Genomic DNA, 26,230 nt, shown 5'->3' on the forward strand with positions numbered 1-26,230 from the left:
GCGATCATTCGGGGGAATGCACCATGAGCACCATCAACAGTCCGGCGCATCTGGAATATGGCCTCGATACGCTGTTCGGGCGTATTACCAAAAGCGTGGAGTGTCGGGTTGGGCTGGAGGCGGTCGACGCTGATCCCTTTTGCTTCGCCCTGAGGGTCCCGGCGCCGTTACCCGAAAATCTGGACCAGGCGAAAACCGTGGTGGTCCGGGTTGAAGGTCGACGACTGCAGGGCACGGTGCGCCATACCGAGCGAATGGATGATGAAAGTCTGAAACTGGAAGTGGAGCCTGATTAGGCTCCACTTTTTTTGGGCTGTGTTTATTTGGGATGCGCGCAATGGCAGCCCTTGCTTGAGCACTCTTCGCCACTCTTGTGGTGGTGAGCGCAGGCTTCGCAGCAGTAGTGTTTGCCGTGCACAGCGTAGGAATGATCGCCTTCCTTGATGGTGCATTTACAGCCGGGGCAATCGCATTTTTTATCAGACATGGGACAGACTCCTTTTTGGGTGGTTGTCTGGGGCTTGGCGGGCAAGCCGTGATAACCAGTGTAGGAGCTGCCGAAGGCTGCGATCTTTTGATTTGTTTGTATTTGGGGTTGGTGGGTTGGGGGCATATCCGTTTTTTCGGGCGCTGCCGCTGGCGGTTTCGCTCTTACAGCGAGTCACCTTTTCCAAACGCCGAAAAGGTAACCCAAAAGGCTTGGCCCCGGCGTACGGCACTTCGCTGAGGCTCAGTGTTCCCTCGCTACGGTGCCCATCCGCTCGGCCTGCCGAAGGGGCAAAAAATCAGAAGCAACGTCAAGAGCCAGCGCCAGATCAAAAATCGCGGGCTTTGGCAGCTGAGGGACTTGGCGGGTAAGCCGTGAGAACCAATGTAGGAGCTGCCGAAGGCTGCGATCTTTTGATTTTTTTTGTCTTTGGGGTTGGTGGGTTGGGGGCATATCCTTTTTTTCGGGAGCTGCCGCTGGCGGTTTCGCTCTTACAGCGAGTCACCTTTTCCAAACGCCGAAAAGGTAACCCAAAAGGCTTGGCCCCGGCGTACGGCACTTCGCTGAGGCTCAGTGTTCCCTCGCTACGGTGCCCATCCGGGGGCATCGCCTACGGTTTGCTGCGCTGCACCTCCTCTCGATGTGTGCGGCTACGCCGCACGGCGCTGCGCGCCTAATCCCCGGATGAACACCTTCGCTCGGCCTGCCGAAGGGGCTGAAGATCAAGAGCCCCTCACCCTAGCCCTCTCCCGGTGGGAGAGGGCTGGGCGGGCGGCGTTCCGATGAGGGGCAAATCCACCGCAAATCCAAAGCCGAATACCCGTGCTCTTCACCACTCAATAGGCCGAGTGTCAGCTCGCCTGCTTTTGATCCTGATCCACGGGCGACGTCGGCAGGCTGAGTGGAGGGATTGATCCGGGTGTGGGAGCGCAGCGACCGTTTGGCGCAGCCAAACACAACGAGAGGAGGTGCAGCGCAGCAAACCGTAGGCGCTGCGCCCGGATCGATCCCGGAGCGAAGGAACCCCGAGCCCCAGCGAGCGGGCCGCACGTAGGAGCAAGCGTTTTTTGCTTACTTTTTTAGGCGCTTGTAAAAAAGTGAGTCGCCGTAAGGGGGAGTGTCATAAATTTTGTGTTCGGGCATAACATGCTGCAGAGGTGCATGTATGCCAACCAAAAAGAAACCGGCCCGTGAGGCCAAGCGTGACCTTCCGTCCATTCCAAAAGAGCTGATCGACCAGTTCCTCAGCGAGACGATGAGTGCCGAAGCGATTCAGGATGCCGCGATGGCGTTCAAAAAGGCGCTTATCGAAAGAGCCCTTGGTGCCGAGTTGGGACTTCACCTTGGCTATCCTCAGGGCGCGGAGCGCCCTGAGGATTCGAGTAACCAGCGTAACGGCAAGAGCGGCAAAACCGTGCTGACCGATGACGGCCCGTTGCGTCTGGATATTCCCAGAGACCGTGACGGCAGCTTTTCTCCGATTTTGATCCCCAAACACGAGCGGCGTTTTACAGGCTTTGATGACAAGATCATTGCCATGTATGCCCGCGGCATGAGCGTTCGTGAGATTCGTGCATTTCTCTCGGAACAGTACGCAACAGATGTCTCCCATGACTTCATCAGCACCGTTACCGACGCTGTTCTGGAGGAAGTCAGTACGTGGCAACAACGGCCCCTCGAGCCCATGTACCCGGTCATTTTCTTTGATGCGCTGCGGGTTAAAATCCGTGATGAAGGCGTGGTTCGCAACAAAGCGATTTACCTGGCTCTGGGCGTACTTCCGGACGGCACCCGCGACATTCTGGGCATCTGGATTGAGAACACAGAGGGCGCCAAGTTCTGGATGAAAGTCTTCAACGACCTTAAAACCCGAGGTGTCGAAGATGTCCTGATTGCGGTAACGGATGGTCTCAAAGGCATGCCTGAAGCCTTGAGTGCAGTGTTTCCTCAGACAGCGTTGCAGACATGCATCGTTCACCTGATCCGCAACAGCCTTGATTACGCGGCATGGGACAAGCGTCGCGAACTGGCCAAGGCCCTGAAACCGATTTATCAAGCACTCAACGCCGAAGTCGCCGAGCAAGCTCTGGATGCCTTCGAATCGGGGCCTTGGGGCAAGCAATATCCAACGGTGGTTGCAGCCTGGCGACGCGCTTGGGATCGAGTTATCCCGTTCTTTGTGTTCCCGCCAGCCATACGAAAGGTGATCTACACCACCAATGCCATCGAGAGTATCAACTCGCAGCTGCGCAAGATCATCAAGACAAGAGGTCACTTTCCAACCGACGAAGCCGCGACGAAACTGATCTGGCTGGCACTGCAAAACATCACCGCCAACTGGGGAAGCGCCGCCCATGACTGGAAAAACGCTATGAATCAATTTGCGGTTTTGTACGGGGACCGATTCATCAGGTCTAACTGGTGAAATGAAGGCCTGCCTGACGGCAGGCCATTAACGGCCCGCACACAAAAAATCTGACACTCTCCCGTAAGGGCGAAACCGTAATAAGCCATCACCGCAGCAACGGATATTCACCCCAAAAAATCACTCAACCCGACGCACACTACTGCGATACATAAACACCAAAGCCAACCCCAAACACACCATCGCCAAAACCCGACTCGAAGAAAGCTCGATAGCCGGATTCCCCAACCAGCCAAAATTATCAATCAGCATCCCCATCCCCAACTGCCCGACAATCACCGCAACCGTCGCCACCGCCGTGCCGATCCGTGGCACTGCGCCAACCATCACGATCATGTAGACCACACCGAACAACGCGCCACTGAGTTGCCATTTCGGCACGTCGAGCAAACCCACCGCGTGGGCTGGTTCGAAAAAAACAATCAGCAACCCGGTAACCAACGCGCCCACGGCAAACGTCAGCAAACTGCTGCGCAATACCCCTACTGTTTCACCCAGACGTCCATTGATCGCAGCCTGAACACTCAACACCGCGCCTGCCGCGACCACCACTGCCAACAAAATAATCAGATTCATCATCAACCCCGAGCAATCAAGACAAGTGCCGCAACAATCAGCAGCAGCGCCAGCCAGCGCTCCCCGTTGACCTTCTTGCGCGCCGCGCCGAACCAGCCGAAGTGATCGATCAACACACTCTTGCCAACCTGCCCGGAGAGAATCGCGATCATGGTCATGGCGATACCGATGTGCGGGGTCGCCAGCGTCAGCACCACCACGTAGATCGGCCCGAGAACACCACCGATCAACTGCCAGCGCGGCAATGTGTTCAACGCTGGCCCTGGTTGAGGACCGCTGAACAACAGCAGCAAAAACAGAATCGCCGAACCCACACCGAAAATGCTCAACGTCGCCCACAGATGCCCGACCTGCTCACCCAACGGCCCGAGCAACCCCGCCTCTATCGACAAGCCCATGCCCGCCAGAATCACCAACGGCAGCAACAACAAACGCAACCCGGGCTTGGCCACCGGCGGCGTTACATCTACTTCATCCAACGTCTGCATAAACAACCTTTCAGCCCAATAAACGATGGCGCGAATTATCGGCTGGCGCCGCTTTGCGATAAATGGGAGCATCCGGACAACACTTTTGCGCAAAACGCACAGCAGGATTCAGCATGCACGGGCTTAACGAACTCGGATTCAAGGCGCTACGGCTGTTTGTCGCAGTGCTCGACCACGGCAGTTTTTCCGAGGTCGCCCGCCGCGAAGGCGTAGCGCCCTCGTCGATTTCCCGGCAGATCCAGTTGATGGAGCAGGCGCTGAACCAGCAATTGCTCTATCGCCACACCCGCGCCGTGACGCCGACCGAGGCCGGGCGCATGCTCGGTTACCATGCGCGATTGCTGCTGGTGCAATTGGAAGAGGCTGAACAAGCGTTACAGGAACAACAAAGCGAACCCACCGGCCTGGTGCGCATCAACGCCCCGGTGGTGTTCGGTCAGCGGCATCTGACGCCGTGGCTCGGCGAGTTGTGCGCGCGTTACCCGAAGCTGCAACTGGATATCCAGCAGACCGACCACTACGTCGACCCGCTACAGGAAGGCGCCGATCTGCTGTTTCGCATCGGCCCGCTGCACGATTCGAGCATGCAGGCGCGGATTCTGGCGCCGCACCGCTTTCAGGTAGCGGCCAGCCCGGCGTATCTCAAGCGCCACGGCACACCGCAACAGCCTGAGGATCTGGCGCAACACCAATGCCTCGCCTACAAAGGCGCAACCGGCCAGCAGCGCTGGTTTTTCCGCCGCGATGGCGAGGACTGGACGCCCTACTCGGTCAAAGGCCCGATCACCGGCAACCACGCCGACACCCTGACGCAAGCCGCCGTGCAAGGCCTGGGGTTGGTGATGTTTCCGTCGTGGTTGATTGGCGAAGCGGTGCGCGAAGGCACGCTGGTGCCGGTGTTAAGGGAGTATCAGGTGTCGAACAGCCTGGAGCCGCAGCAGATTGCGGTGCTGTGGCCCGGGAGTCGGCGGCTGTCGGTGAAGGTGCGCACGGTGATCGACTTCTTCATCGAATGCTTCGGCGAAATTCCCTACTGGGACAGACCGTAAATCGCCCACAAATCCAAATGTGGGAGCGAGCCTGCTCGCGAATGCGCTATGCCTGATATCACATTGGCGGCACACACACAGCTTTCGCGAGCAGGCTCGCTCCCACAGGGTTGTGTTGCGGGCTGCAAATCGCATCAGATGCGGAACTGGCCTACGAGTTTGCCCAGACGCTGGCCAAGATCGGCCAGACTGCGCGAGGTCTGCGCGCCCAACTGCGTTTCATCGGCGACGTTATCCACCGCCACCGCAATCTGATGCACGCTGCGGTTGATCTCCTCGGCCACGGCGGTCTGCTCCTCCGCCGCACTGGCAATCTGCGCGTTCATCGAATTGATCGTCGCAATCAGTGACGCCATAGCATCCAGCGAAGCCCCGGCCTGATTGGCCTGCTGCGAAGTGCCATCGCCCGCCTCGCTGGACCGACGCATCGCCTCGACCGCCGACTGCGTGCCCGCCTGCAAGCGATCAATCATCCCCTGAATTTCCTGAGTGCTGACCTGCGTACGACTGGCCAGCGCCCGCACCTCATCGGCCACCACCGCAAAACCGCGCCCGGCCTCCCCGGCCCGCGCCGCTTCAATCGCTGCGTTCAGCGCCAACAGGTTGGTCTGTTCGGCAATCGACCGAATAACGCCGAGCACGCCGACAATCGACGAAACGTCCTGCTGCAAGCTGTCGAGGGACACACCGCTGCTGCGGATGTCATCGACCAATGCATGAATCTGTTTGATGCTGCCAGCGACCACGCGCTTGGCACTCTGGCCTTCTTCATCAGTCTGCTGGGCGGCGACGGCGGCGTTCTGTGCGCTCTTGGCAACTTCTTGCGCGGCGGCGGACATTTCGTTGATCGCCGTGGCCACCTGATCGGTTTCGTGGCGCTGACGCTCCATCGCCTGATCGGAACGCTGGGCCTGATCGGACACTTGCGTGACCAGCCCGGTCAACTGCGTGGTCATCTCGGTGATCTGCCGCACCAGGCCATGAATCTTGTCGACGAAGCGGTTGAACGAGCCGGCCAGTTCGCCGAGTTCGTCCTGGCTGGTGATGTTCAAGCGGCGGGTCAGGTCGCCCTCGCCTGCGGCGATATCGTCGAGATTGGCTTTCATCAGGGTCAACGGACGCAAAATGGTATTGGCCAGCAGCATCCCCGCTGCCGCGATCACCAACAGCACCACCACGGCCACGCCGACGATGCTGAGGATCACGCCTTCCATGCGCTCTTGAACCTGGGTCTGGACCAGCGCCACTTGCGCTTCGATGCCGTCGAGATTGACCGAAGTACCGACCGCCATGTCCCACTTCGCCAGGTATTCGGTGTAACCCAGTTTCGGCACCAGCACCTGCGCGTTGCCTGGCAGCGGCGAGCTGTATTGCAGATAGTGAGTGCCGTCCTTCGCCACTTTCACCAGACCCTGGTTGACGTAGACGCCGTTCGGGTCGCGGTTGTCCTTGAAGCTTTTGCCCACGCCTTCGGGGTCGTTGGCCTTGAACAGGCGCACGGTCTCGGAGTCGTAACCGAAGAAGTAGCCGTCCTTGCCGTAACGAATGCCCGAGAGCAATTTGATCGCCTGCGCCCGCGCGGCGTCATCGCCTGGGGCGGCTGCGTCATATAGCGGTTTGATCGTGGTCATGGCCACGGCGACGTAACTTTGCAGGGTGGCTTTGGCGTCGGCCAGCAGCCGCTCGCGGGTCTGCTCGACCTCTTTGTGTGCCTGTTCCTGCAGGATGAACAGCGTGGTCAGGCTAATGACCAGCGCAAAGAGCAATACCGGGAGAACGGCGAGGGACAGGACTTTAGCCTTGAGGCTCAGGCGCATGGGGTGCTCACTCTTTTGGTTTTATTGGCGTGGTTAAAGGCTTTAACGGCACGCAAAACCAAAACTGTAGGAGCACGGCTTGCCGGCGAAGGCGGTCGCACTGACGTCTTCGCTGGCAAGCCATGCGCCTACAAGGGCAGGCTCAACGCCATCGCCCCGACAAACCTGCAAACCTGCAAACCAGCAGCCAACAAACTGTAGGAGCGCGGCTTGCCGGCGAAGGCGGTCGCACTGACGCTTTCGCTGGCAAGCCATGCTCCTACAAGGGCAGGCTCAACGCTATCGCCCCGACAAACCTGCAAACCAGCAGCCAACGAACTGTAGGAGCACGGCTTGCCGGCGAAGGCGATCGCACTGACGCCTTCGCTGGCAAGCCATGCTCCTACAAGGGCAGGCTCAACGCCATCGCCCCGACAAACCTGCAAACCAGCAGCCAACGAACTGTAGGAGCGCGGCTCGCCGGCGAAGGCGGTCGCACTGACGCCTTCGCTGGCAAGCCATGCTCCTACAAGGGCAGGCTCAACGCCATCGCCCCGACAAACCTGCAAACCAGCAGCCAACGAACTGTAGGAGCGCGGCTTGCCGGCGAAGGCGATCTCGTTGACACCTTCGCTGGCAAGCCATGCTCCTACAAGTGATCGGTGGTGTTAGAGGACCATGGCGGCCACCCAGCCGAACGCCAGCAGTGGCAGGTTGTAATGCAGGAACGTTGGCACCACGGTGTCCCAGATGTGGTGATGCTGACCGTCGATGTTCAGGCCGGACGTCGGGCCGAGCGTCGAATCCGACGCTGGCGAACCGGCGTCACCCAACGCACCGGCCGTGCCGACAATGCACACAATCGCCAACGGGCTGAAGCCCAGCTGCACACACAGCGGGACGAAAATCGCCGCCAGAATCGGCACGGTGGAAAACGACGAACCGATGCCCATGGTCACCAACAGCCCGACCAGCAACATCAACAGCGCGCCGATGCCCTTGCTGTGATTGATCCACGACGCCGAGGACTCAACCAGCGTCTGCACTTCCCCGGTGGCCTTCATCACTTCGGCAAAACCGGAGGCGGCGATCATGATGAAACCGATCATCGCCATCATTTTCATGCCTTCGGTGAACAGATCATCGGTCTCGCGCCACTTGACGATGCCGGACACCGAAAAGATCAGAAAGCCCACCAGCGCACCGATAATCATCGAGTCCAGCAACAGTTGCACGATGAACGCCGAGGCAATCGCCACACCGGCAATCATCAGGCTCAGCGGGTTGTATTGCACCGCGACCTGCTCGACCTGCTCGATTTTCGCCAGGTCATAGACACGCTTCTTGCGGTAGCTGATGAACGCCATTGCCAGGCCGAAGACCATGCCCAACGCCGGAATGCCCATGGCGTGAGTGACATTGATACCGCTGATGTCGACGCCGCTGCGCGCAACGTTGGCCAAGAGGATTTCATTGAGGAAAATATTGCCGAAGCCGACCGGCAGAAACATGTACGGGGTGATCAGGCCGAAAGTCATGACGCAGGCAATCAGCCGGCGGTCGAGTTGCAGCTTGGTCAGTACATATAGAAGTGGCGGTACCAGCAGCGGAATGAACGCGATATGGATCGGCAGGATGTTCTGCGAAGCAATCGCCACCACCCACAACAGACCGATCAGCAGCCATTTGACACTGCCGCCGCCCGTCGCATGTTGCCGGTCGACCATCGCCAATGCCTTGTCGGCCAACGCATGAGCCAGGCCGGATTTGGCAATCGCCACGGCGAAAGCGCCGAGCAGCGCGTAGGACAACGCCACCGTCGCGCCGCCACCCAGGCCGCTGTTGAACGCCTTGAGCGTGGCATCGATGCCCAGACCACCGGTCAGGCCGCCGACCAGCGCGCCGACGATCAAGGCGATCACCACATGCACGCGGGACAGGCTGAGAATCAGCATGACGCCGACTGCTGCAATGACTGCATTCATTTCACTACCTCAAAAACACTGCGGTGGAAAAATCACCGCCAGACAGGATGAGTCCGCCAACGGAGTACCGGCGGATTTGCAAAGAGGGTCTTATTAGAAGGGCGCGCACTGTGCCGCAGAGTGGCGCCGCTGTCAAAACAACTGCCCACCATCCAGGGCCAGGCACAATCTCTGTGGCCACAACATGCGGCAATTCGCCATATTGTGTTTCCAGCATAAAGAAAGCCGAAACGCGGCCGTTACAGTGCAAAGTCTCAGATATTTATCGAATAAGGACGTCTCCATGTCGCTCAGACAACTTTCCATCCAATGGAAAATCACCCTGCTCGCCGGCCTCTGCCTGGCCGGTATCGTGACCCTGTTGGTGGGTCTTTCGCTGTATCGCATGGAGCACAGTTCCGAGCTGGTGAAGGCCTCCAGCATGGAGATGCTCACCGAATCGGCCCAGGCGCGCATCGAATCTCAAGGTGAAGTGCAGGCCGCCGGCATTCGCCAGCAGTTCATGGACGCCTATCAATACGGCCATGGCTTCTCGCGTCAGGTACTGTTCCTCCGCGAGCAGGCTGAAAAGCGCTTCCTCGACGCTTTCGACCTGCGCGAAGACATGACCCGTCAGGTCAAATCCGCCCTGCAAGCCAACCCGGATCTGCTCGGTCTGTCGCTGGTGTTCGAAGCCAACGCACTGGACGGCAAGGACGAACTGTTCGCCGGCCAAGCTGAACTGGGCAGCAACGACAAGGGCCGTTTCGCCCTGTACTGGTCGCAACCGACCCCGGGTAAAGTCACCTCGATGGCCCTGCCGGAAAGCGACATGGCCGACACCAGCACCGGCCCCAGCGGCCAAGCCGCCAACGCCTGGTTCACTTGCCCGCGCACCACGCTCAAACCCTGCGTGATCGAACCGTACTTCTATGTGATCGACGGCCAGAACGTGCTGATGACCAGCATCGTTTTCCCGCTGATAGTCAACGGCAAAGTCATCGCCTCGCTGTCGGTCGACATCAACCTCAACAGCCTGCAAGCCATCAGCCAGAGCGCGAGCAAAAAGCTCTATGACGGCCAGACCGCCGTGAGCATCATCAGCCCCGTCGGCCTGCTCGCCGGTTACAGCCCGGATGCGAGCAAACTCAGCCAGCGTCTGGATGCCGTGGACAAGACCAGCGGCAGCGAACTGCTGCGCATGCTGGCGGCAAGCAGCACTGTCAGCAGCCTGCACAGCAATGGCCAGTTGAAAGTGCTGTCGCCGTTCCAGCCGATTCCCGGTGGCCCGGCGTGGGCCGTGCTGCTGGATGTACCGGAGAAAGTCCTGGTGGCGCGCGCCGAAGCGCTCAAGCAGCAACTGGATGCGAGCAACAACTCGGGCACGCTGATCGAGTTGAGCCTCGGCGTCCTGGCCGCGCTGATCGGCCTGCTGCTGGTGTGGCTGATGGCGCGCAGTGTGACCAAACCGATTCTCGGCGTGGCGCACATGCTCGAAGACATTGCCAGCGGCGAAGGTGATCTGACCCGTCGCCTGGCTTACGACAAAAAGGACGAACTCGGCCAGTTGGCCGGCTGGTTCAACCGCTTCCTCGACAAGTTGCAGCCGATCATTGCCGACGTCAAACGCTCGGTGCAGGACGCACGCAATACGGCGGATCAGTCCTCGGCGATCGCCACGCAGACCAGCGCCGGCATGGAGCAGCAATACCGTCAGGTCGATCAAGTCGCCACCGCCTCTCACGAAATGAGCGCCACCGCACAAGACGTTGCACGCAGCGCCGCCCAGGCAGCCGAAGCCGCCAAGGACGCTGATCGCGCCACCCGTCAGGGCCTGACGGTGATCGACCGCACCACCGCAAGCATCGACACTCTGGCTGCCGACATGAGCGCGGCCATGGTGCAAGTCGAAGGCCTGGCCGCCAACAGCGAGAAAATCGGCACGGTGCTGGAAACCATCCGCGCCATCGCCGAGCAGACCAACCTGCTGGCGCTCAACGCGGCGATTGAAGCCGCCCGTGCCGGTGAAGCCGGACGCGGTTTTGCCGTCGTCGCCGATGAGGTGCGCAACCTCGCCCGCCGCACGCAAGAGTCGGTGGAAGAAACCCGCCAAGTGATCGAGCAATTGCAGAGCGGCACGCAGGACGTGGTCGGCTCGATGAACAACAGCCATCGCCAGGCACAAGGCAGTGTCGAACAGGTTGGCCAAGCGGTGACGGCACTGCGGCAGATCGGCGACGCGGTGACGGTGATCAGCGACATGAACCTGCAGATTGCCAGCGCGGCTGAAGAACAAAGCGCGGTGGCAGAAGAGATCAACAACAACGTGGCGACGATTCGTGATGTGACGGAGTCGTTGTCCGGGCAGGCGAATGAATCGGCGCGGGTGAGCCAGTCGCTCAATAGCCTGGCGAATCAGCAGCAGAGCCTGATGGATCAGTTCCGCGTCTGACGGCCCATTGCAAAACCCAATGTGGGAGCGAGCCTGCTCGCGAAAGCGGTGTGTCAGTAAACGATGATGTGTCTGACCCACCGCATTCGCGAGCAGGCTCGCTCCCACAAGGGGTTAGTGGTGTTTGGCTGATCAGCGTTTAGGCAGTTCGATCACCACCTTCAACCCGCCCCACTCACTCTCGCCCAGCACCAGCAACCCGCCCCACGTGTCGACGATGTCGCGCACAATCCCCAGTCCCAGGCCATGCCCGTGGGTCTGTTCATCCAGCCGCGTCCCCCGGCTGAACACCTGAGCGCGCTGTTCCTCGGGGATCCCCGGGCCGTCATCTTCCACGCTCAGGGCAAAACCGTCCGTACGCTCAATCACACTCAAGCGCACCTCGGCATCAGCCCACTTGCAGGCGTTGTCCAGCAGGTTGCCCAAAAGCTCCAGCAAATCCTCACGATCCCACGGCAATTGCAGACCTGCCGGCGCGACGTAACTCAGCGCCAGGTGTTCGCCATGAATCATGTTCAGCGTCGCCAGCAATCCCGGCAGTTCGGCATCGCAGTCGAACAATGCACCCGGCAGCGCATCACCGGACAGCCGCGCTCGATTCAGCTCGCGATTGAGCCGTTGCTGCACCTGGTCCAGTTGTTCCTTGAGGATCTTGCGCAGCTCGGGATGAGCGTCGAGTTTTTCACTGGACGCCAGGCTAAGCAGCACCGCCAACGGCGTTTTCAAAGCATGCCCGAGGTTGCCCAGCGCATTGCGCGAACGCTTGAGGCTGTCTTCGGTGTGCGCGAGCAAATGGTTGATCTGCGCCACCAACGGCTCCAGCTCCACCGGCACCTGCTCGTCCAGTTGCGAGCGCTGGCCTTGCTGCAATTGCGCAATCTGCTCGCGGGCCTTTTCCAGCGGTTTCAACGCGCGACGCACGGTGAGACGTTGCAACAACAGGATCAGCAGCAACCCGCCCAGGCCGAGGCCCAAACCGATCTGGCGCATGCGCTGAAAGCTCTCGCGCACGGGCGTGTAGTCCTGCGCGACGCTGATTGAAATCGACTGCCCGAGGCGCCGATAGTCCGAACGCAGCACCAGCAATTGCTGCCCGTCCGGGCCCAATTGCAGATTGCTGTGCAAACCGGCCTGTTCCAGCAGCGGCAGATCCTGATCCCACAGCGATCGGGAACGCCAGTGACTGTCGGCAAAATCGATGCGGAAATAATGCCCGGAAAACGGCCGCTGGTAGGCTGGCGACAAATGCCGCTCATCCAGCTGCAAACCTTGCGGGCCACGTACCAGCGCCACCAGCAGGCTTTCGCTGTCGTTGCGCAAACCGGCTTCGAGATAGCGCTGCAAACCGACTTCAAACAACCACAGGCTGGTTTGCGCCAGCACCAGGCCGACGATCACCATCACGCTGATCAATCCCAGGCTCAAGCGGCGCTGGATCGACCTCACGAAGCCTGCCCGCCGAACAGGTAGCCCTGGCCGCGACGGGTTTCGATCACGCTTTTGCCGAGCTTGCGCCGCAGGTGATTGACGTGGACTTCGAGAACGTTGGAATCACGCTCGGTCTCACCGTCGTAGAGGTGTTCGGCGAGGTGGCTCTTCGAGAGGATCTGCTCCGGGTGCAGCATGAAATAGCGCAGCAGACGGAATTCAGCGGCGGTCAGCTGAATGTCGGCGCCGTCGCGAACCACGCACTGGCGACCTTCGTCCAGATGCAGGCCAGCGGCCTTCAACGTCGATTGATTGGCCTGCCCCTTGGAGCGGCGCAACAACGACTGGATACGCAAGTACAACTCTTCGGGATGAAACGGCTTGGTCAAGTAATCGTCGGCGCCGGCCTTCAGACCTTCGATGCGCTCGGCCCATGAATCGCGCGCCGTCAGGATCAACACCGGGATCGCCAAACCGTCGGTACGCCACTGTGCCAGCACGTCGAGCCCCGGCACGCCGGGCAGTCCGAGGTCGAGAATGATCAGGTCATAGGGCTCGCTGCTGCCCTGATACAGCGCATCACGGCCGTCTGCCAGCCAATCGACCGCATAGCCTTGGCGTTGCAGGCCGGCGAGCAATTCGTCGGCCAGCGGTACGTGGTCTTCCACCAATAGCAAACGCATCGGTCAATCTTCCTTGTCTTTCACAAGTTCGCCGGTATCGGCCTTCAGATGCAGCTCGCGGGCCACGCCCTCGGCAGTCAGCAACTCGATTTCATATATGTAGACGTCGTGCTTTTCTTCCAGCTCGACCTCAAGCAGTTTCGCGCCGGGATAACGATCCATCGCCTGCTGCAGCACTTGCTCCAGCGGCAGGATCACGCCCTGCTTGCGCAGATTCAGCGCTTCGTCCGGACCGAGGTCGCGGGCCATCGCCGTCGAGCAAAACATCACCAGCGCCAACGCCGTGCGGCGAGTGGCGCGAACATTAACCTTCATTACGTATCCTGATGATCCTTGAGAACCTGCCCAGTCACCGCGTCTAATTCCAGATCCCATTCCTGCCCCTGCGGATCACGCATTTCGATTTGGTAGATGTACTTGCCGTACTGCTCTTCCAGCTCGGTGTCGGTGATCGTCGAACCCGGATGTTTGGCCAACGCGGTGGCGTTGAGCTTCTCGAAGGAGACGATAGTACCAGCGTCGCGCAGGCGCAGCGCTTCATCGGGGCCCAGATCGCGAGCGTGAGCGAGGCTGGCGGTGAGGCCGATGATCGAGGCGAGTGACAGGGCAGTCAGGGTTTTCATGGGTGTCTCCGTATTTTTTATGTGTTGCTTACGGCCGGCACCTTAGCGATTTGAACTTAACTGAAACTGAATTGCCATCATGCTCAGTCCACACCAATCCCCTTGCAGGAGCAGAGCTTGCTCGCGAAGGCGGTGGGTCAGACACATCGTCACTCAATGACACACCGCCTTCGCGAGCAAGCTCTGCTCCTACAAATTTTGCAACATGTGCTTATAATTGTTCGCTTGCTAACGATCGAGACCGGTATGACCGCCATCCACATCAAGTTTCCCGCCCTCACTCTCAAGGCCGGCCCACGGGCCATGGCGCGGATTCGCGCCCAAGGCCTGAACGCCGCTGATGTCGGCACGCTGCCCGGCGCGGCCGGTGGGCCGAAGGCATTGGGGATTCAGGGACTGGACCTGGCGTTGTTCGGCGAATGGCTCCCGGCGGCGCCGCGCGAGCGTTCGCTGATCGGTGCATCGGTGGGCTCCTGGCGCTTCGCCAGCGCCTGCCTGCCTGATGCCGCCGCAGGTATTCGCCGCCTCGGCGAGCTCTACGCCGAACAGAATTTCAACAAAGGCGTGACCATGGCCGAGATCAGTCAGAGCTCGCAGCGCATGCTCAATGATCTGCTCGACGGCCGTGACGAAAGCATCCTCAATAACGCCGATTACCGCTTGAACATCATGGTGGTGAAAAGTCAGGGGCGCTTGGCCGACGATCATCGCGGCCGTCTCGGGCTGGCGCTGGGCTCGGTGATTGCCGACAACCTGCGCGGTCGCGCACGGCTGTCGCGACACTTCGAACGGTTGATCATCCACGATCCGCGCCTCGCGCCGCCGGTCAATGCGCTGAACGATTTCCCGTCGCGTTTCGTCGCCCTCAACGCCGGCAACCTGCGCCAGGCATTACTGGCCTCGGGTTCGATCCCGATGGTCATGGAGGGCGTACGTGACCTGCCCGGCGCCGGTGCCGGCACCTTCCGTGACGGCGGCCTGCTCGACTATCACCTCGACCTGCCCTACAGCGGCGACGGCATTGTGTTGTATCCGCACTTCACCGATCGGGTGATTCCAGGCTGGTTCGACAAGACCCTGCCGTGGCGCCGCGCCTCGACCGAACGCCTGCAAGACGTGTTGCTGCTCGCACCGTCCAAGGAATATCTGGCGCGCCTGCCTTACGGCAAACTGCCCGATCGTAACGACTTCAAACGCTTTATGGGCGATGCGCCAAGCCGGCAGAAATACTGGCATGCGGCGATGGAGGAGAGCCGCCGGCTGGGCGACGAGTTTCTGGAGCTGGCCGCCAATGGTCGCCTCGCCGAGCGCTTGCTGACCCTTTAGTCAGCACGGCCAATTACAAGCTGGTAAACTCGCCGCCTGCCCGAATCGCTGCGGCGAACGCCATCTGAACAGAGCCGAAAATACTGTGGAAATCTTCAAGGAATTTACTTTCGAATCCGCCCACCGCCTGCCGCACGTCCCGGACGGCCACAAGTGCGGGCGTCTGCACGGTCACACGTTCAAAGTGGCGCTTCACCTGAGCGGCGACCTCGACCCGCACACTGGCTGGATCCGTGATTTCTCTGAAATCAAAGCGATTTTCAAGCCGCTGTACGAGCGCCTCGATCACAACTACCTGAACGACATTCCCGGCCTGGAAAACCCGACCAGCGAAGTGCTGGCGAAATTCATCTGGAATGAAATGAAGCCGCTGCTGCCGGAACTGAGCGCGATCCGTATTCACGAGACGTGCACCAGCGGTTGCATCTATCGCGGCGAATAACCCAAGACACCGCCAATTCCCCTGTGGGAGCGAGCCTGCTCGCGAAAGCGGTTTATCAGCCGACATTGATATCGACTGAGACGCCCTCTTCGCGAGCAGGCTCGCTCCCACAAGGAAACAGTGATTTGCCAGAGAACAGCCTTCACGGCTGTTTTTTTACGCCTATGCTTTTTGGCTCAAACCCGCCAAGAGGACAGGTCCATGACGGACTGGCTGCTGGATCAAGTCTTTGACTTCAAGGGCCGTCAGGTGCGTTACGCCGTACGCGGCGACGGCCCGCCGCTGGTCTTCGTGCATGGCACGCCGTTTTCGTCGTACGTGTGGCACCGAATCGCGCCGCACTTTTTTGCCACACACCGCGTGCATTATTTCGACCTGCTGGGCTACGGGCGCTCCGGGCAGCCTGACGCCGATGTCTCTCTCGGCGTGCAAAACCAACTGTTGGCGCAGCTACTCGATCACTGGAACCTGCAACGCCCGGACGTGGTGGCCCACGATTTCGGCGGCGCCACGGCCCTGCGCACGCACCTGCTCAACGGCAAGGATTACCGCAGCCTGACGCTGATCGACCCCGTCGCGCTGACGCCGTGGGGCTCACCGTTCGTGCAGCATATGCGCCAGCACGAAGCGGCGTTCAGTGGCGTGCCCGACTACATCCAGCGCGCCATCGTGCCGACCTACATTCGCGGGGCGATTCACCGGGATATTGCCGATGCGGAACTGGCGCCGTACGTGCAACCGTGGCTGGGCGATCCGGGGCAAGCGGCGTTCTATCGGCAGATCGCGCAGATGGATGAGCGCTATACCCGTGAAGCCGAGGGTCTGTACCCGATGATTCGCTGTCCGGTGCAGATTCTTTGGGGTGAGGAGGATCTGTGGATTCCCATCGAGCGTGGCCGTGCGTTACATCAGATGATCCCGGGATCACAATTCCACCCAATTCCCAATGCCGGCCACCTCGTCCAGGAAGACGCCCCGGAAGCGATCGTCGCTGCATTGCTGCGCTTTCTCTAAACCAACACGCATCCCTTGCAGGAGCGAGCCTGCTCGCGAAAACGGAATATGTCGCCTGAGACGCCGCCTTCGCGAGCAGGCTCGCTCCCACATTGGGCTCGGGTGCATTCAGGTGCACCGCTTTCGCGCCAATCGGCGCGACTGGTCTATACATAACCCGCGTCATCCGGCATTTGGCACGACCACTGCAACCCTCCCCCGCGTCTCCTCTACTCCAGCAAGGACCGCCCCATGACGCAGAACGATCCCGGCAACGATTACCCCCTCAGCGAAGTCCCGATGCACGCGCGCAAAGGCCTGGCCTCGACGGCGATGGTGCTGCTCGGTTTCACGTTTTTCACCGCAACCATGTTTGCCGGCGGCAAGCTTGGCGTGGCGTTCAATTTTGGCGAAATGATGGCGGTGATCATCGTCGGCAATTTGCTGCTGGGTCTGTATGCGGCGGCCCTGGGTTACATCGCTTTCAAGAGCGGACTCAACTCGGTGTTGATGGGCCGCTTCTGCTTTGGCGAAGTCGGCAGCAAACTCAGTGACCTGATCCTCGGTTTCACCCAGATCGGCTGGTACGCCTGGGGTACCGCGACGGCAGCCGTAGTGCTCGGCAAATACTTCGATCTGGATGAAGGCACAGTGCTCGGGCTGATGGTGTTGTTCGGGCTGATGTTTTGCGCCACGGCGTACGTCGGTTATCGCGGTCTGGAGATTCTGTCGTACATCGCCGTGCCGGCGATGATGCTGCTGCTAATGCTGTCGATGTGGGTTGCGACGGTGAAGGTCGGTGGCTTCGAAGGTTTGCTCGGCGTGGTGCCAACGGCGTCGATGGACTGGTCGACCGCTATCACGCTGGTGTTCGGCACTTTCGTCAGCGGCGCGACGCAAGCGACCAACTGGACGCGATTCTCCCGTTCGGCAAAAGTCGCGGTGCTGGCCAGCCTGATCGGCTTCTTCATCGGCAACGGCCTGATGGTGCTGATCGGTGCGTACGGCGCCATCGTCTATCAACAACCGGACGTGGTTGAAGTGCTGCTGTTGCAGGGCTTCGCCATGGCTGCGATGGCGATGCTGTTGCTGAACATCTGGAGCACTCAGGACAACACCATCTACAACTTCGCCGTCGCCGGTTGCAACCTGCTGCGCACCGGTCGTCGCAAGACCGTGACACTGGCCGGTGCAGTGATCGGCACCCTGCTCGCCTTGCTCGGCATGTACGACATGTTGGTGCCGTACCTGATTTTGCTTGGCACGGTGATTCCGCCGATTGGCGGGGTGATCATGGCGGACTTCTTCTACCGCTGGCGCGGCCATTATCCGCGTCTGGCCGACGCACGGCTGCCGGCGTTCAACTGGCCGGGCCTGGGGGCTTATGCGGTCGGCACCGTCGCCGCGTTCAGCTCGCCGTGGGTCGCGCCGCTGGTGGGGATCGCCGCTGCCGCGTTAACGTATGTCATCGTCACCGGTCTGCTCGGCGCCCGCAGCGCCAGCGCGCCACTACAAGACTTATAAAAAAGGATTCGCCTGATGCACATCATCAACGCTCGCTTGCGCAACCAGGAAGGTTTGCACGAATTGCACCTGGAGAACGGGCTGATCCGCAACATCGCCCGCCAGACTGAAGCGCCGTCGCTGGGCCCCGACGACCTCGACGCCGGCGGCAATCTGGTGGTGCCGCCCTTCGTCGAACCGCACATCCACCTCGACGCCACCCTCACCGCCGGCGAGCCGCGCTGGAACATGAGCGGCACGCTGTTCGAAGGCATCGAATGCTGGGGTGAACGCAAGGTCACCATCACCGAAGAAGACACCAAGACCCGCGCCAAGAAGACCATTCAGACCCTGGCCGCTCACGGCATTCAGCACGTGCGTACCCACGTCGACGTCACTGATCCGCAACTCACTGCGCTTAAAGCCATGCTCGAAGTGCGCGAGGAAAGCCGTCACCTGATCGACCTGCAAATCGTCGCGTTCCCGCAGGAAGGCATCGAGTCGTTTCGCAACGGTCGCGAGCTGATGGAAGAGTCGATCCGCATGGGCGCGGACGTGGTCGGCGGCATCCCGCATTTCGAGTACACCCGCGATCAGGGCGTCAGCTCAGTGAAGTTTCTGATGGACCTGGCCGAGCGCACCGGTTGCCTGGTCGATGTACATTGCGACGAGACCGACGACCCGCATTCACGTTTTCTCGAAGTACTCGCCGAAGAGGCACGCAGTCGTGACATGGGCGCCCTCGTCACCGCCAGCCACACCACGGCGATGGGTTCTTACGACAACGCTTACTGCGCGAAACTGTTTCGTTTGCTCGGGCATTCCGAGATCAGCTTCGTCTCCTGCCCGACCGAAAGCATTCACCTGCAAGGACGCTTCGACAACTTCCCGAAACGCCGTGGCGTAACGCGCGTGAACGAGTTGCTCGAAGCCGGCATGAACGTGTGTTTCGGTCAGGATTCCATCGTCGACCCGTGGTATCCGCTGGGCAACGGCAACATCCTCCGTGTGCTTGAGGCCGGGCTGCACATCTGCCACATGCTCGGTTATCGCAACCTGCAAAGTGCGCTGGATCTGGTCACCGACAACAGCGCCAAAGCCATGCACCTGGGCGAGCGTTATGGCCTCGAACAGGGGCGGCCGGCGAATTTGCTGATTCTGTCGGCGGACAGTGATTACGAGGTTATTCGCAGTCAGGGTTTGCCGCTGTATTCGATTCGTGGGGGCAAGGTGCTAATGAAGCGGACGATGCCAGCGGTGGAGTTCGTTTGAAGCAAGCAAGTCGCCGTCGCGTGACGTCGACTGAATCAACTGCATTCAAGCGTATTACGGGTATGGTTGGCGCGAACCTTATCGCCAAATAGTCGAGCAACCCTGTCAGATCTGACAGGCGACATGCTGCGCGTACAGATACACAGTGTCCTCTTGGGATCGATAGATCCGGAGAGGACGACCATGAACGTGATTTCATTGCTCAAGCTGCTTTTCCTTTGCCTGACCTTCACCGTGACGTTTTGCGCAAACGCTGCCGTGCGCAATGGCAGCGGCGAAGAGATCATGTTGCAAGGGTTCCACTGGAACTCCAGTCGCAATCCAATACTGTGGGATTCGGTTCTTCTGCAAAAGGCTGAAACGATCGGCAGCGACGGGTTCACGCTCATCTGGTTGCCACCGGCCTGGACCGACACCTCCAGTTGGAGCAGCGCGCAGAGCAGCGGCGGTGGTGAAGGCTACTTCTGGAGCAGCTTCGACAAAAACAACCGTTATGGCAGCGATCAGCAACTGAAACAGGCGGCAACAGCACTCAACGCCGCCGGGGTCAAAGTCGTGTACGACGTGGTCCCTAACCACATGAATGATGGCAAGGCGAGCGCTTCGCTTTTCCCGCGAGGGAGCGAGGAATGGCGCCATGACTGTCTTCAATGTGATGAGGGCGATGCGTTCATGGACGGTGCGGCAGATCTGAATACCGCGAATCCCACAGTATTCAATGCGTTCAAACAGGAATTTATCAATCTGCGCGATAACTATGGCGCCCATGGGCTGCGCTTTGATTTCGTTCGGGGTTACGCGCCAGAGACGGTAGACCGTTGGATGAACGCCTTTGGCAACCAGCAATTTTGCGTCGGGGAAAACTGGAAAGGCCCCGCCGAATACCCTCAGGGTGATTGGCGACACAGCGCCAGTTGGCAGGACGTTCTCAAGGACTGGTCTGATCGCTCGCATTGCGCAGTGTTCGATTTTGCCCTGAAGGAACGCATGCAAAATGGATCACTCGCCGAATGGCGCGAAGGCTTGAACGGCAACCCGAATCCTGCCTGGCGCGAGATCGCGGTAACGTTCGTCGACAATCATGACACCGGCTATTCGCCCGGCATCAACGGTGGCCAACATCATTGGGCTCTACCCGATGCGCAAGTCAATCTGGCTTACGCGTTTATCCTCAGCAGTCCAGGAACACCGACGGTGTACTGGCCGCACATGTACGATTGGCAGCGCGATCAGCTCATCCGCCAACTGATCAAACTGCGCAAGAGTGCCGGCATCAGGGCGGACTCCCCGATCCTCTTCAATCGTCAATATTCGGGGCTGGTGGCTACGACCTCAGGCACGCGTGGATCATTGGTGATCGCGCTCAAATCCGACCTGCAAAAATTGCCCGAGGGCATGGGCGCTCCGGTGCTGAACTGGGACAACGGAGACATCCGGATCTGGAGCACGCCTGCGCAGTCGGCGGCGGTCAAGGTCAGCATCCGTTGCGACAACGCCAAACCGCAAGCGGGCGAAGGGGTCTATGCCGTCGGCTCGTCGTTGGAGTTTGGCGCGTGGGACCCGCAGCACGGTATTGCGCTGAACTCCGTCGACAACGGCTGGAGCACGAGCATCGAAGTCCCCGCACGGCAGCAGCTCGAATGGAAGTGCATAGTACGCGGGCAGAACGCTTCGCCGATCTACTGGCAATCGGGACCGAACAACACATTCACCAGCGGATTGGCGAGTGACACCGTCGGGCGGTTTTGATCGAGATTCATCAGCGGTTCGTTATCCGTCGCGCCGTACCGAACAGTTGTACGCCATTCAACTCGCCCGCTTGCGCCAATAGAAGGACAGGCGCCGTGCCGCCGGGCATCACCACGTGAACTTCTCCGCCAGTGATCCAGCCAACACGCCAGGCCGCGCACGCCACGGCACTGGCACTGGTGCCGGAAGATGCCGTCGGCCCTTCGCCGCGCTCGAACACTCGAGCGTGAATGCGATCGACAGACTCCAGCGCCGCCCACTGCAGATTGACCCCGGCCGGGCACGGCTGACCGGCCCCGCTCGGAGGGGCATAAGCTATACGGGTCAGGTTTTGCGCCAATGGCGATTCGCACATTTGCTGATTGCTCGGGAGCGCGGCGACGTCCGTCAGCAGGGTCACGCAGTGTGGGTTACCGATGCGTACGAATTGGCTGTGCGTCCAGTGACGATCGAGTTGCGCCAAGGGCTGGACATGGCTCACGTCCCGACCGTTGAACTGAAGGCTTTCAACAGCCCGCGCGCCCACCGAATCCGGTCCGAATAGCGGTTGACCCAGGTCAAGCCAGAAACCTTGAATACCGTCGACTTCAGCCGGTTTCACCGAAGTTTCCACCATTGCGCCCTTATCGTGATGCACGCGCAGCAATGCGCCCGCCTCCGGCATCAACTCCTGCTCGGTCAGCGCCTGAGAAAATATCGTCAGACCGTTGCCACTGCGTTCCGCGAGCGTGCCGTCGGTGTTGACGATCAGCACATCGAACGGCGGCGAGGTCTGGAACGGGCCGATCAGCAGGCCGTCGCTGCGGTGGGATTTGCTGTTGGGTGGCCGCTCGCCTGCGGGCCAGTCACAGCACAGTTTGATTGCCGCGTCGCTCCACGTCTGGCGCGACGATGCGCATGCGCACGCGCTGGCAGGTAAATCAACGCCCGCTTCGCGCAGTGCCTCCGGCGAAACCACACCATAAATATTGCCCCGCGCATCATAAAACTGCGTCATCACTTTTAATCCCTGCTAACGAAGAATTCCACTGTAAACCGCAATCCCCTGTAGGAGCTGCGGCACGCTGCGATCTTTTGATTCGGATCTTGATAAAAAACACAGATCAAAAGATCGCAGCGTGCCGCAGCGCCTACAGGGATACGGGGAAGAAGGTAGGATGTCGGCTGCACGTTCTCGAATAAACGGTAATCGAACCTCGACGCCGTATCACTGTCCTTCGGGGACGCGAGTTTTTTGCCAAGGATTGATATGACCAGCCTCAACGCCCAAGACACCTTTGTCCCCGGACGCCTGCAACAGATGTCCACGCGCATCGCCTTCTTCATTGCCGGACTCGGCATCGCCGCGTGGGCGCCGCTGGTGCCATACGCCAAGGCGCGCGCCGGGCTCGATGAGGGCACGCTCGGTTTGTTGCTGTTGTGCCTGGGGGTCGGTTCGATTCTGGCGATGCCGCTGGCGGGAATTCTCGCCACGCAATTCGGCTGTCGGCGTGTGGCCACCGGCGGCACCTTGCTGATCTGCGCAGCATTGCCGTTGCTGGCGACGGTGTCGTCGATTCCGGCGCTGATCGCCACATTGTTCATGTTCGGCGCTGGCCTCGGCACGGTGGATTCGACGGTGAACCTGCAAGCGGTGATCGTCGAGCGGGCCAGCGGCAAGAACATGATGTCGGGGTTTCACGGTTTGTTCAGCCTGGGCGGTATCGTCGGCGCGGCGGGTGTCAGCGCCCTGCTCGGCCTTGGCTTGACGCCGCTCGCGGCGATGTTGGTAGTGGTCGTGGTGCTGATCGCGGCGCTGTTCAAATGCGTGCCGCACATGCTGCCTTACGGCAGTGAAAGCTCAGGCCCGGCATTCGCCATCCCCCACGGCATCGTGCTGTTTATCGGCGGGATGTGCTTTATCGTCTTTCTCACCGAAGGCGCGGCGCTGGACTGGAGTGCGGTGTTCCTCGCTCAGGAACGCGGGATCGACACGGCGTATGCGGGATTGGGTTACGCGGCGTTCGCGTTGACCATGACGGCGGGACGCTTGATGGGTGACCGGATTGTGCGGATCGTCGGCGCCACGCGGATCATTCTGTTTGGTGGACTGTTGGCGGCGGCGGGTCTGTTTCTGGCAACGTTCGCACCGAGCTGGGAAGCGGCGCTGGTCGGTTATGCACTGGTCGGCGCTGGCTGCTCGAACATCGTGCCGGTGTTGTACACGGCGGTGGGCAAGCAGACGGTGATGCCGGAAAGCATCGCGGTGCCGGCGATTACCACGCTGGGCTATGCAGGGATTCTGGCGGGGCCGGCGGTGATCGGGTTTGTTGCGCACGCCAGCAGTTTGAGTTTTGCCTTCGGCTTGATGGCGGTGCTGCTGGTCGCCGTGGCGATTGGCGGGAAAGTCCTTAAAGTCTAAAAACTTCGCGAGCAGGCTCGCTCCCACAGGAGCTCAGTGATCCATGTGGGAGCGAGCCTGCTCGCGAAGAAGCTGATGCGGTCTATCAGAAACCGACGCTGGCCTGCACAAAGAACGTGCGCGGCGCACCCACGTACATCCCCGAATTGTTATCGCTGGAACGCGTGAAGTACTGCTTGTCGAAGACATTCTTCACCCCCGCGCCCAGCTTCAGGTTCGACACCTGCGGCCCGAAGTCATAACCGCCACGTACGTTCCAGGTCACGTAACCCGGAATGTCGCCGTACTGCCCATCCGCCGTGCCTTCGGTGATGTAGTTGCCGTTGAAACTGCCATCGGCGTTTACCCCGGTGCCCGGCGAGCGCTGTTTCGACTGGGCGAAACCATCGATGTTGTAAGTCCAGCGGTTGATGTCGTAACGCAAACCGACGGTCGCCACCTGACGCGAATAGAACGGCAGATCACGGCCCTTGAAGCCCGGAATCTCGCCTTCATAAGTAGCGCGGGTGTAAGTGAAACCGGCGTTGGCAGTCAGCCCCTCAAGACGCGGATCCAGCGCCGCCATGTCGTAATGCACCGACGCTTCAAGGCCCTGGTGCTTGGTCGCGCCAAGGTTGGTCCAGCCGACATCGTTGCTGATGTATTGCAGTTCGTCATCGAAGTCGATGTAGAACAGCGTCACCTCACCGCCCCACACGTCATCGTTGTAGCGCGTACCGATCTCATAGGTCTTGGCTTTTTCCGGCTCCAGACCGTTGGCGGTCTGGTCACCCGAACCACCCTGGCCGAGCTGGAAATACTGCAGGCTGCCGAACGAAGTTTCGTAGTTGGCGAACAGCTTCCACGCGTCCGACAGGTGATACATCACGCTCAGGGCCGGCAGCGGTTCGTTGCTCTCGATGCTGCGGTTTTTCTCCGGTACGCGCTTGCCGGCGGTGTCTAGCACGGCACGGTCATGCCAGTCGGTGCTGATGTGTTCGAAGCGAATGCCCGGCGTGATAGTCCAGTTGCCGACGTCGATTTTGTTGTCGACGTAGACCGAGTTGGCCTCGGTGCCGCCAGTACGATCCTGGAACACGTGGCCGTCGGACGTCTTGGTGACCACTGGCTCGTTGTTGACCAGCGCCAGACGACTCGACTGTTCGTGCATCGCCTCTTTCAGATAGCGATAACCGACGCTGACTTCCTGACTGGTTGGGCCGACGTCGAACACCCGCGACACCCGTGGCTCGATGCCCAGCGTGTAATAGGAGCGCGGGTACGAGCTGAGGGTTTTCTGATCGCGGGCGGCGATGGTACTGCCACGGAAACTGTCGGTGTAGTAGGTCAGCACTTCAGCCTGAGTGCGTTCGTCGATCTGCCGAATCCACTTGAACGACACGTCTTTGCGGCGACCGCTGAAGTTGTCGTAGTCGCGCACCGAGTCGTAAGGTTTGTCGTCGTACTGTTTCTGCGTCAGGCCGCCGGGCATGTCGGCACTGGCGTCGTAGTAGTGAAAATTGAGGCTGAAATCGTCCTGATCGGTGGGCGCCCAGTGGGTCTTGAGCAGCACATCGTCGATGTCGTTGCCGTTGTTGCGCTCGCGGTAGCCGTTGCCGTTGACGCCGGAATACAACAGCGCCACGCCCATGCCGTTGTCGGCGGTGCCGCCGAGGAATGCCGTGTCGATGTGTTTCCAGCCACCGTACCGGGTGGTTTCCAGCGTAGTGCCGATTTCACCGGTGGCTTTTTCCGGGATCGCGCGGGTGACAAAGTTGATCACGCCACCGACGTTCTGCGGCCCATAACGCACGGAACCGGCGCCGCGCACGACGTCGATGCTGTCGAGGTTGCCCGAGGAAATCGGTGCCATCGACAGTTGCGGCTGGCCGTACGGCGCGAACGCGGCGGGCACGCCGTCTATCAACACCGTGGAGCGTGGCGACAGCCGCGAGGTCAGGCCGCGCACGCCGACGTTCAGGGCAATGTCGCTGCCGCCGGTGCCGTTGGAATCCTGCACCTGCACACCCGGCACACGTTTGAGCACATCACTGACGTTCATCGCGCCCTGCTCGACCATCGCTTCGCGGCGGATCACCGTGCGTGCGCCAGGGTGGTTTTGCACCACGGCGGCGTTGGCATCACCGAGCCAGTCACCGACCACTTTGATGTCAGTCACGCCCAGTTCCAGCGGGCCATTGGTGGCCGCGGAAGTGGCAGCGGGCGACAGGGTCACCGAACCTTCGTTGATCTGATAATCGAGACCGCTGCCTTGCAGCAACTGGCGCAGCGCCTGTTCCGGGGAAATGTCGCCATCCACCGCCGGGGCCTGTTTGCCAGCGACCAGATCGGGACTGAAAAACACTTGCAGTGAGGTTTGCTGGCCCAGTTCGCTCAAGGCCTGGCCCAGCGGTTGGGCGCGGATATGAATCGCTTCGCCGGCAAATGCCAGTGGCATCGCCGCATTGACCGCCAGCGCGAGGGCCAGCGGCAACCAAGGGGATTTTTTGTTGTTGGCAGTGGTTTTTTTCACGTCGAACGTAGTCCTGTGGATCGCAAGAGTGTGCGGCTGTTAATGCAAACCAGTTGCAGTT

The 26,230-nt window shown here is 60.3% G+C and carries 23 protein-coding genes; 12 read left to right on the plus strand and 11 right to left on the minus strand.

Annotation, left to right across the window (positions count from 1 at the left end; translation table 11 throughout):
- Positions 1 to 23: 23 nt before the first annotated feature.
- A complete protein-coding gene (locus JFT81_RS05965) occupies positions 24 to 296 on the plus strand; it encodes a hypothetical protein (RefSeq protein WP_201204818.1) in 273 nt (90 codons plus the stop codon).
- 23 nt (positions 297 to 319) lie between these two features.
- On the opposite strand, the gene JFT81_RS05970 is transcribed toward JFT81_RS05965, so the two are convergent.
- Positions 320 to 487, minus strand: a complete 168-nt coding sequence (locus JFT81_RS05970; protein WP_201204819.1) for a metallothionein — start codon at positions 485 to 487, stop codon at positions 320 to 322.
- Between the two features lie 1,165 nt (positions 488 to 1,652).
- Between JFT81_RS05970 and JFT81_RS05975 the strand changes: the two genes are divergently transcribed.
- Positions 1,653 to 2,912: an IS256 family transposase gene (locus tag JFT81_RS05975; protein ID WP_201225351.1), complete on the plus strand. Its 1,260-nt coding sequence runs from the start codon at positions 1,653 to 1,655 to the stop codon at positions 2,910 to 2,912.
- 120 nt (positions 2,913 to 3,032) lie between these two features.
- Here the strand turns inward: JFT81_RS05975 and JFT81_RS05980 are convergent, their stop codons facing one another.
- Entirely contained in the window at positions 3,033 to 3,488 is a 456-nt protein-coding gene (locus tag JFT81_RS05980; RefSeq protein WP_201226495.1) for a DMT family transporter, read from the minus strand.
- A 2-nt stretch (positions 3,489 to 3,490) separates the two neighbouring features.
- Positions 3,491 to 3,976: a DMT family transporter gene (locus JFT81_RS05985; RefSeq protein WP_201226496.1), complete on the minus strand. Its 486-nt coding sequence runs from the start codon at positions 3,974 to 3,976 to the stop codon at positions 3,491 to 3,493.
- A gap of 113 nt (positions 3,977 to 4,089) precedes the next feature.
- Here JFT81_RS05985 and JFT81_RS05990 point away from each other — a divergent pair, with 113 nt between their 5' ends.
- A complete protein-coding gene (locus tag JFT81_RS05990) occupies positions 4,090 to 5,025 on the plus strand; it encodes a LysR family transcriptional regulator (protein WP_201226497.1) in 936 nt (311 codons plus the stop codon).
- Positions 5,026 to 5,159: 134 nt separating this feature from the next.
- Here JFT81_RS05990 and JFT81_RS05995 read toward each other — a convergent pair whose 3' ends face one another.
- Entirely contained in the window at positions 5,160 to 6,842 is a 1,683-nt protein-coding gene (locus JFT81_RS05995) for a methyl-accepting chemotaxis protein (RefSeq protein WP_201226498.1), read from the minus strand.
- A 122-nt stretch (positions 6,843 to 6,964) separates the two neighbouring features.
- Between JFT81_RS05995 and JFT81_RS06000 the strand changes: the two genes are divergently transcribed.
- Positions 6,965 to 7,480: a hypothetical protein gene (locus JFT81_RS06000; RefSeq protein ID WP_201226499.1), complete on the plus strand. Its 516-nt coding sequence runs from the start codon at positions 6,965 to 6,967 to the stop codon at positions 7,478 to 7,480.
- 9 nt (positions 7,481 to 7,489) lie between these two features.
- Here JFT81_RS06000 and JFT81_RS06005 read toward each other — a convergent pair whose 3' ends face one another.
- A complete protein-coding gene (locus tag JFT81_RS06005) occupies positions 7,490 to 8,806 on the minus strand; it encodes a Na+/H+ antiporter NhaC family protein (protein ID WP_201226500.1) in 1,317 nt (438 codons plus the stop codon).
- 283 nt (positions 8,807 to 9,089) lie between these two features.
- On the opposite strand from JFT81_RS06005, the gene JFT81_RS06010 reads away from it, so the two are divergent.
- Positions 9,090 to 11,237, plus strand: coding sequence for a methyl-accepting chemotaxis protein (locus JFT81_RS06010; protein ID WP_201226501.1), 2,148 nt, complete (start codon positions 9,090 to 9,092; stop codon positions 11,235 to 11,237).
- Positions 11,238 to 11,369: 132 nt separating this feature from the next.
- On the opposite strand, the gene JFT81_RS06015 is transcribed toward JFT81_RS06010, so the two are convergent.
- The 4 genes from JFT81_RS06015 to JFT81_RS06030 are packed head-to-tail and all read right to left on the minus strand — an operon-like array spanning position 11,370 to position 13,971.
- On the minus strand, positions 11,370 to 12,683 hold the full coding sequence (locus JFT81_RS06015) for an ATP-binding protein (protein WP_201226502.1): 1,314 nt from the start codon (positions 12,681 to 12,683) through the stop codon (positions 11,370 to 11,372).
- A complete protein-coding gene (locus JFT81_RS06020) occupies positions 12,680 to 13,348 on the minus strand; it encodes a response regulator transcription factor (RefSeq protein WP_201226503.1) in 669 nt (222 codons plus the stop codon). Before JFT81_RS06020 ends, JFT81_RS06015 begins: the two co-directional genes overlap by 4 nt.
- Before the next feature lie 3 nt (positions 13,349 to 13,351).
- A complete protein-coding gene (locus JFT81_RS06025; RefSeq protein WP_201226504.1) occupies positions 13,352 to 13,663 on the minus strand; it encodes a PepSY domain-containing protein in 312 nt (103 codons plus the stop codon).
- Positions 13,663 to 13,971: a PepSY domain-containing protein gene (locus JFT81_RS06030; RefSeq protein ID WP_201226505.1), complete on the minus strand. Its 309-nt coding sequence runs from the start codon at positions 13,969 to 13,971 to the stop codon at positions 13,663 to 13,665. The genes JFT81_RS06025 and JFT81_RS06030 overlap by 1 nt, the downstream gene beginning before the upstream one ends.
- A 246-nt stretch (positions 13,972 to 14,217) precedes the next feature.
- On the opposite strand from JFT81_RS06030, the gene JFT81_RS06035 reads away from it, so the two are divergent.
- From JFT81_RS06035 to JFT81_RS06060, 6 genes are all read left to right on the plus strand, one after another.
- The gene (locus JFT81_RS06035) at positions 14,218 to 15,297 is read left to right on the plus strand and encodes a patatin-like phospholipase family protein (protein WP_201226506.1); all 1,080 of its coding nucleotides are present in this window, start codon (positions 14,218 to 14,220) and stop codon (positions 15,295 to 15,297) included.
- An 85-nt stretch (positions 15,298 to 15,382) separates the two neighbouring features.
- A complete protein-coding gene (queD, locus tag JFT81_RS06040) occupies positions 15,383 to 15,739 on the plus strand; it encodes a 6-carboxytetrahydropterin synthase QueD (protein WP_201226507.1) in 357 nt (118 codons plus the stop codon).
- Between the two features lie 201 nt (positions 15,740 to 15,940).
- Positions 15,941 to 16,753 (plus strand): alpha/beta hydrolase, encoded by an 813-nt coding sequence (locus JFT81_RS06045; protein ID WP_201226508.1) that lies wholly within the window; start codon positions 15,941 to 15,943, stop codon positions 16,751 to 16,753.
- A gap of 231 nt (positions 16,754 to 16,984) precedes the next feature.
- Positions 16,985 to 18,256 (plus strand): cytosine permease, encoded by a 1,272-nt coding sequence (gene codB / locus JFT81_RS06050; RefSeq protein ID WP_201226509.1) that lies wholly within the window; start codon positions 16,985 to 16,987, stop codon positions 18,254 to 18,256.
- A 15-nt stretch (positions 18,257 to 18,271) separates the two neighbouring features.
- Complete coding sequence (gene codA / locus JFT81_RS06055) at positions 18,272 to 19,507, plus strand: cytosine deaminase (RefSeq protein WP_201226510.1); 1,236 nt, start codon at positions 18,272 to 18,274, stop codon at positions 19,505 to 19,507.
- Between the two features lie 123 nt (positions 19,508 to 19,630).
- Complete coding sequence (locus JFT81_RS06060) at positions 19,631 to 21,256, plus strand: glucan 1,4-alpha-maltotetraohydrolase domain-containing protein (protein WP_242485556.1); 1,626 nt, start codon at positions 19,631 to 19,633, stop codon at positions 21,254 to 21,256.
- Between the two features lie 10 nt (positions 21,257 to 21,266).
- On the opposite strand, the gene JFT81_RS06065 is transcribed toward JFT81_RS06060, so the two are convergent.
- Positions 21,267 to 22,253 (minus strand): diaminopimelate epimerase, encoded by a 987-nt coding sequence (locus JFT81_RS06065; protein ID WP_201226511.1) that lies wholly within the window; start codon positions 22,251 to 22,253, stop codon positions 21,267 to 21,269.
- Positions 22,254 to 22,505: 252 nt separating this feature from the next.
- Between JFT81_RS06065 and JFT81_RS06070 the strand changes: the two genes are divergently transcribed.
- Entirely contained in the window at positions 22,506 to 23,657 is a 1,152-nt protein-coding gene (locus tag JFT81_RS06070; protein ID WP_201226512.1) for an MFS transporter, read from the plus strand.
- Positions 23,658 to 23,742: 85 nt separating this feature from the next.
- Here the strand turns inward: JFT81_RS06070 and JFT81_RS06075 are convergent, their stop codons facing one another.
- The gene (locus JFT81_RS06075; protein ID WP_201226513.1) at positions 23,743 to 26,169 is read right to left on the minus strand and encodes a TonB-dependent receptor; all 2,427 of its coding nucleotides are present in this window, start codon (positions 26,167 to 26,169) and stop codon (positions 23,743 to 23,745) included.
- Positions 26,170 to 26,230: the final 61 nt, after the last annotated feature.

The sequence above is a fragment of the Pseudomonas sp. TH43 genome (genome assembly GCF_016650635.1).
Lineage (GTDB): Bacteria > Pseudomonadota > Gammaproteobacteria > Pseudomonadales > Pseudomonadaceae > Aquipseudomonas.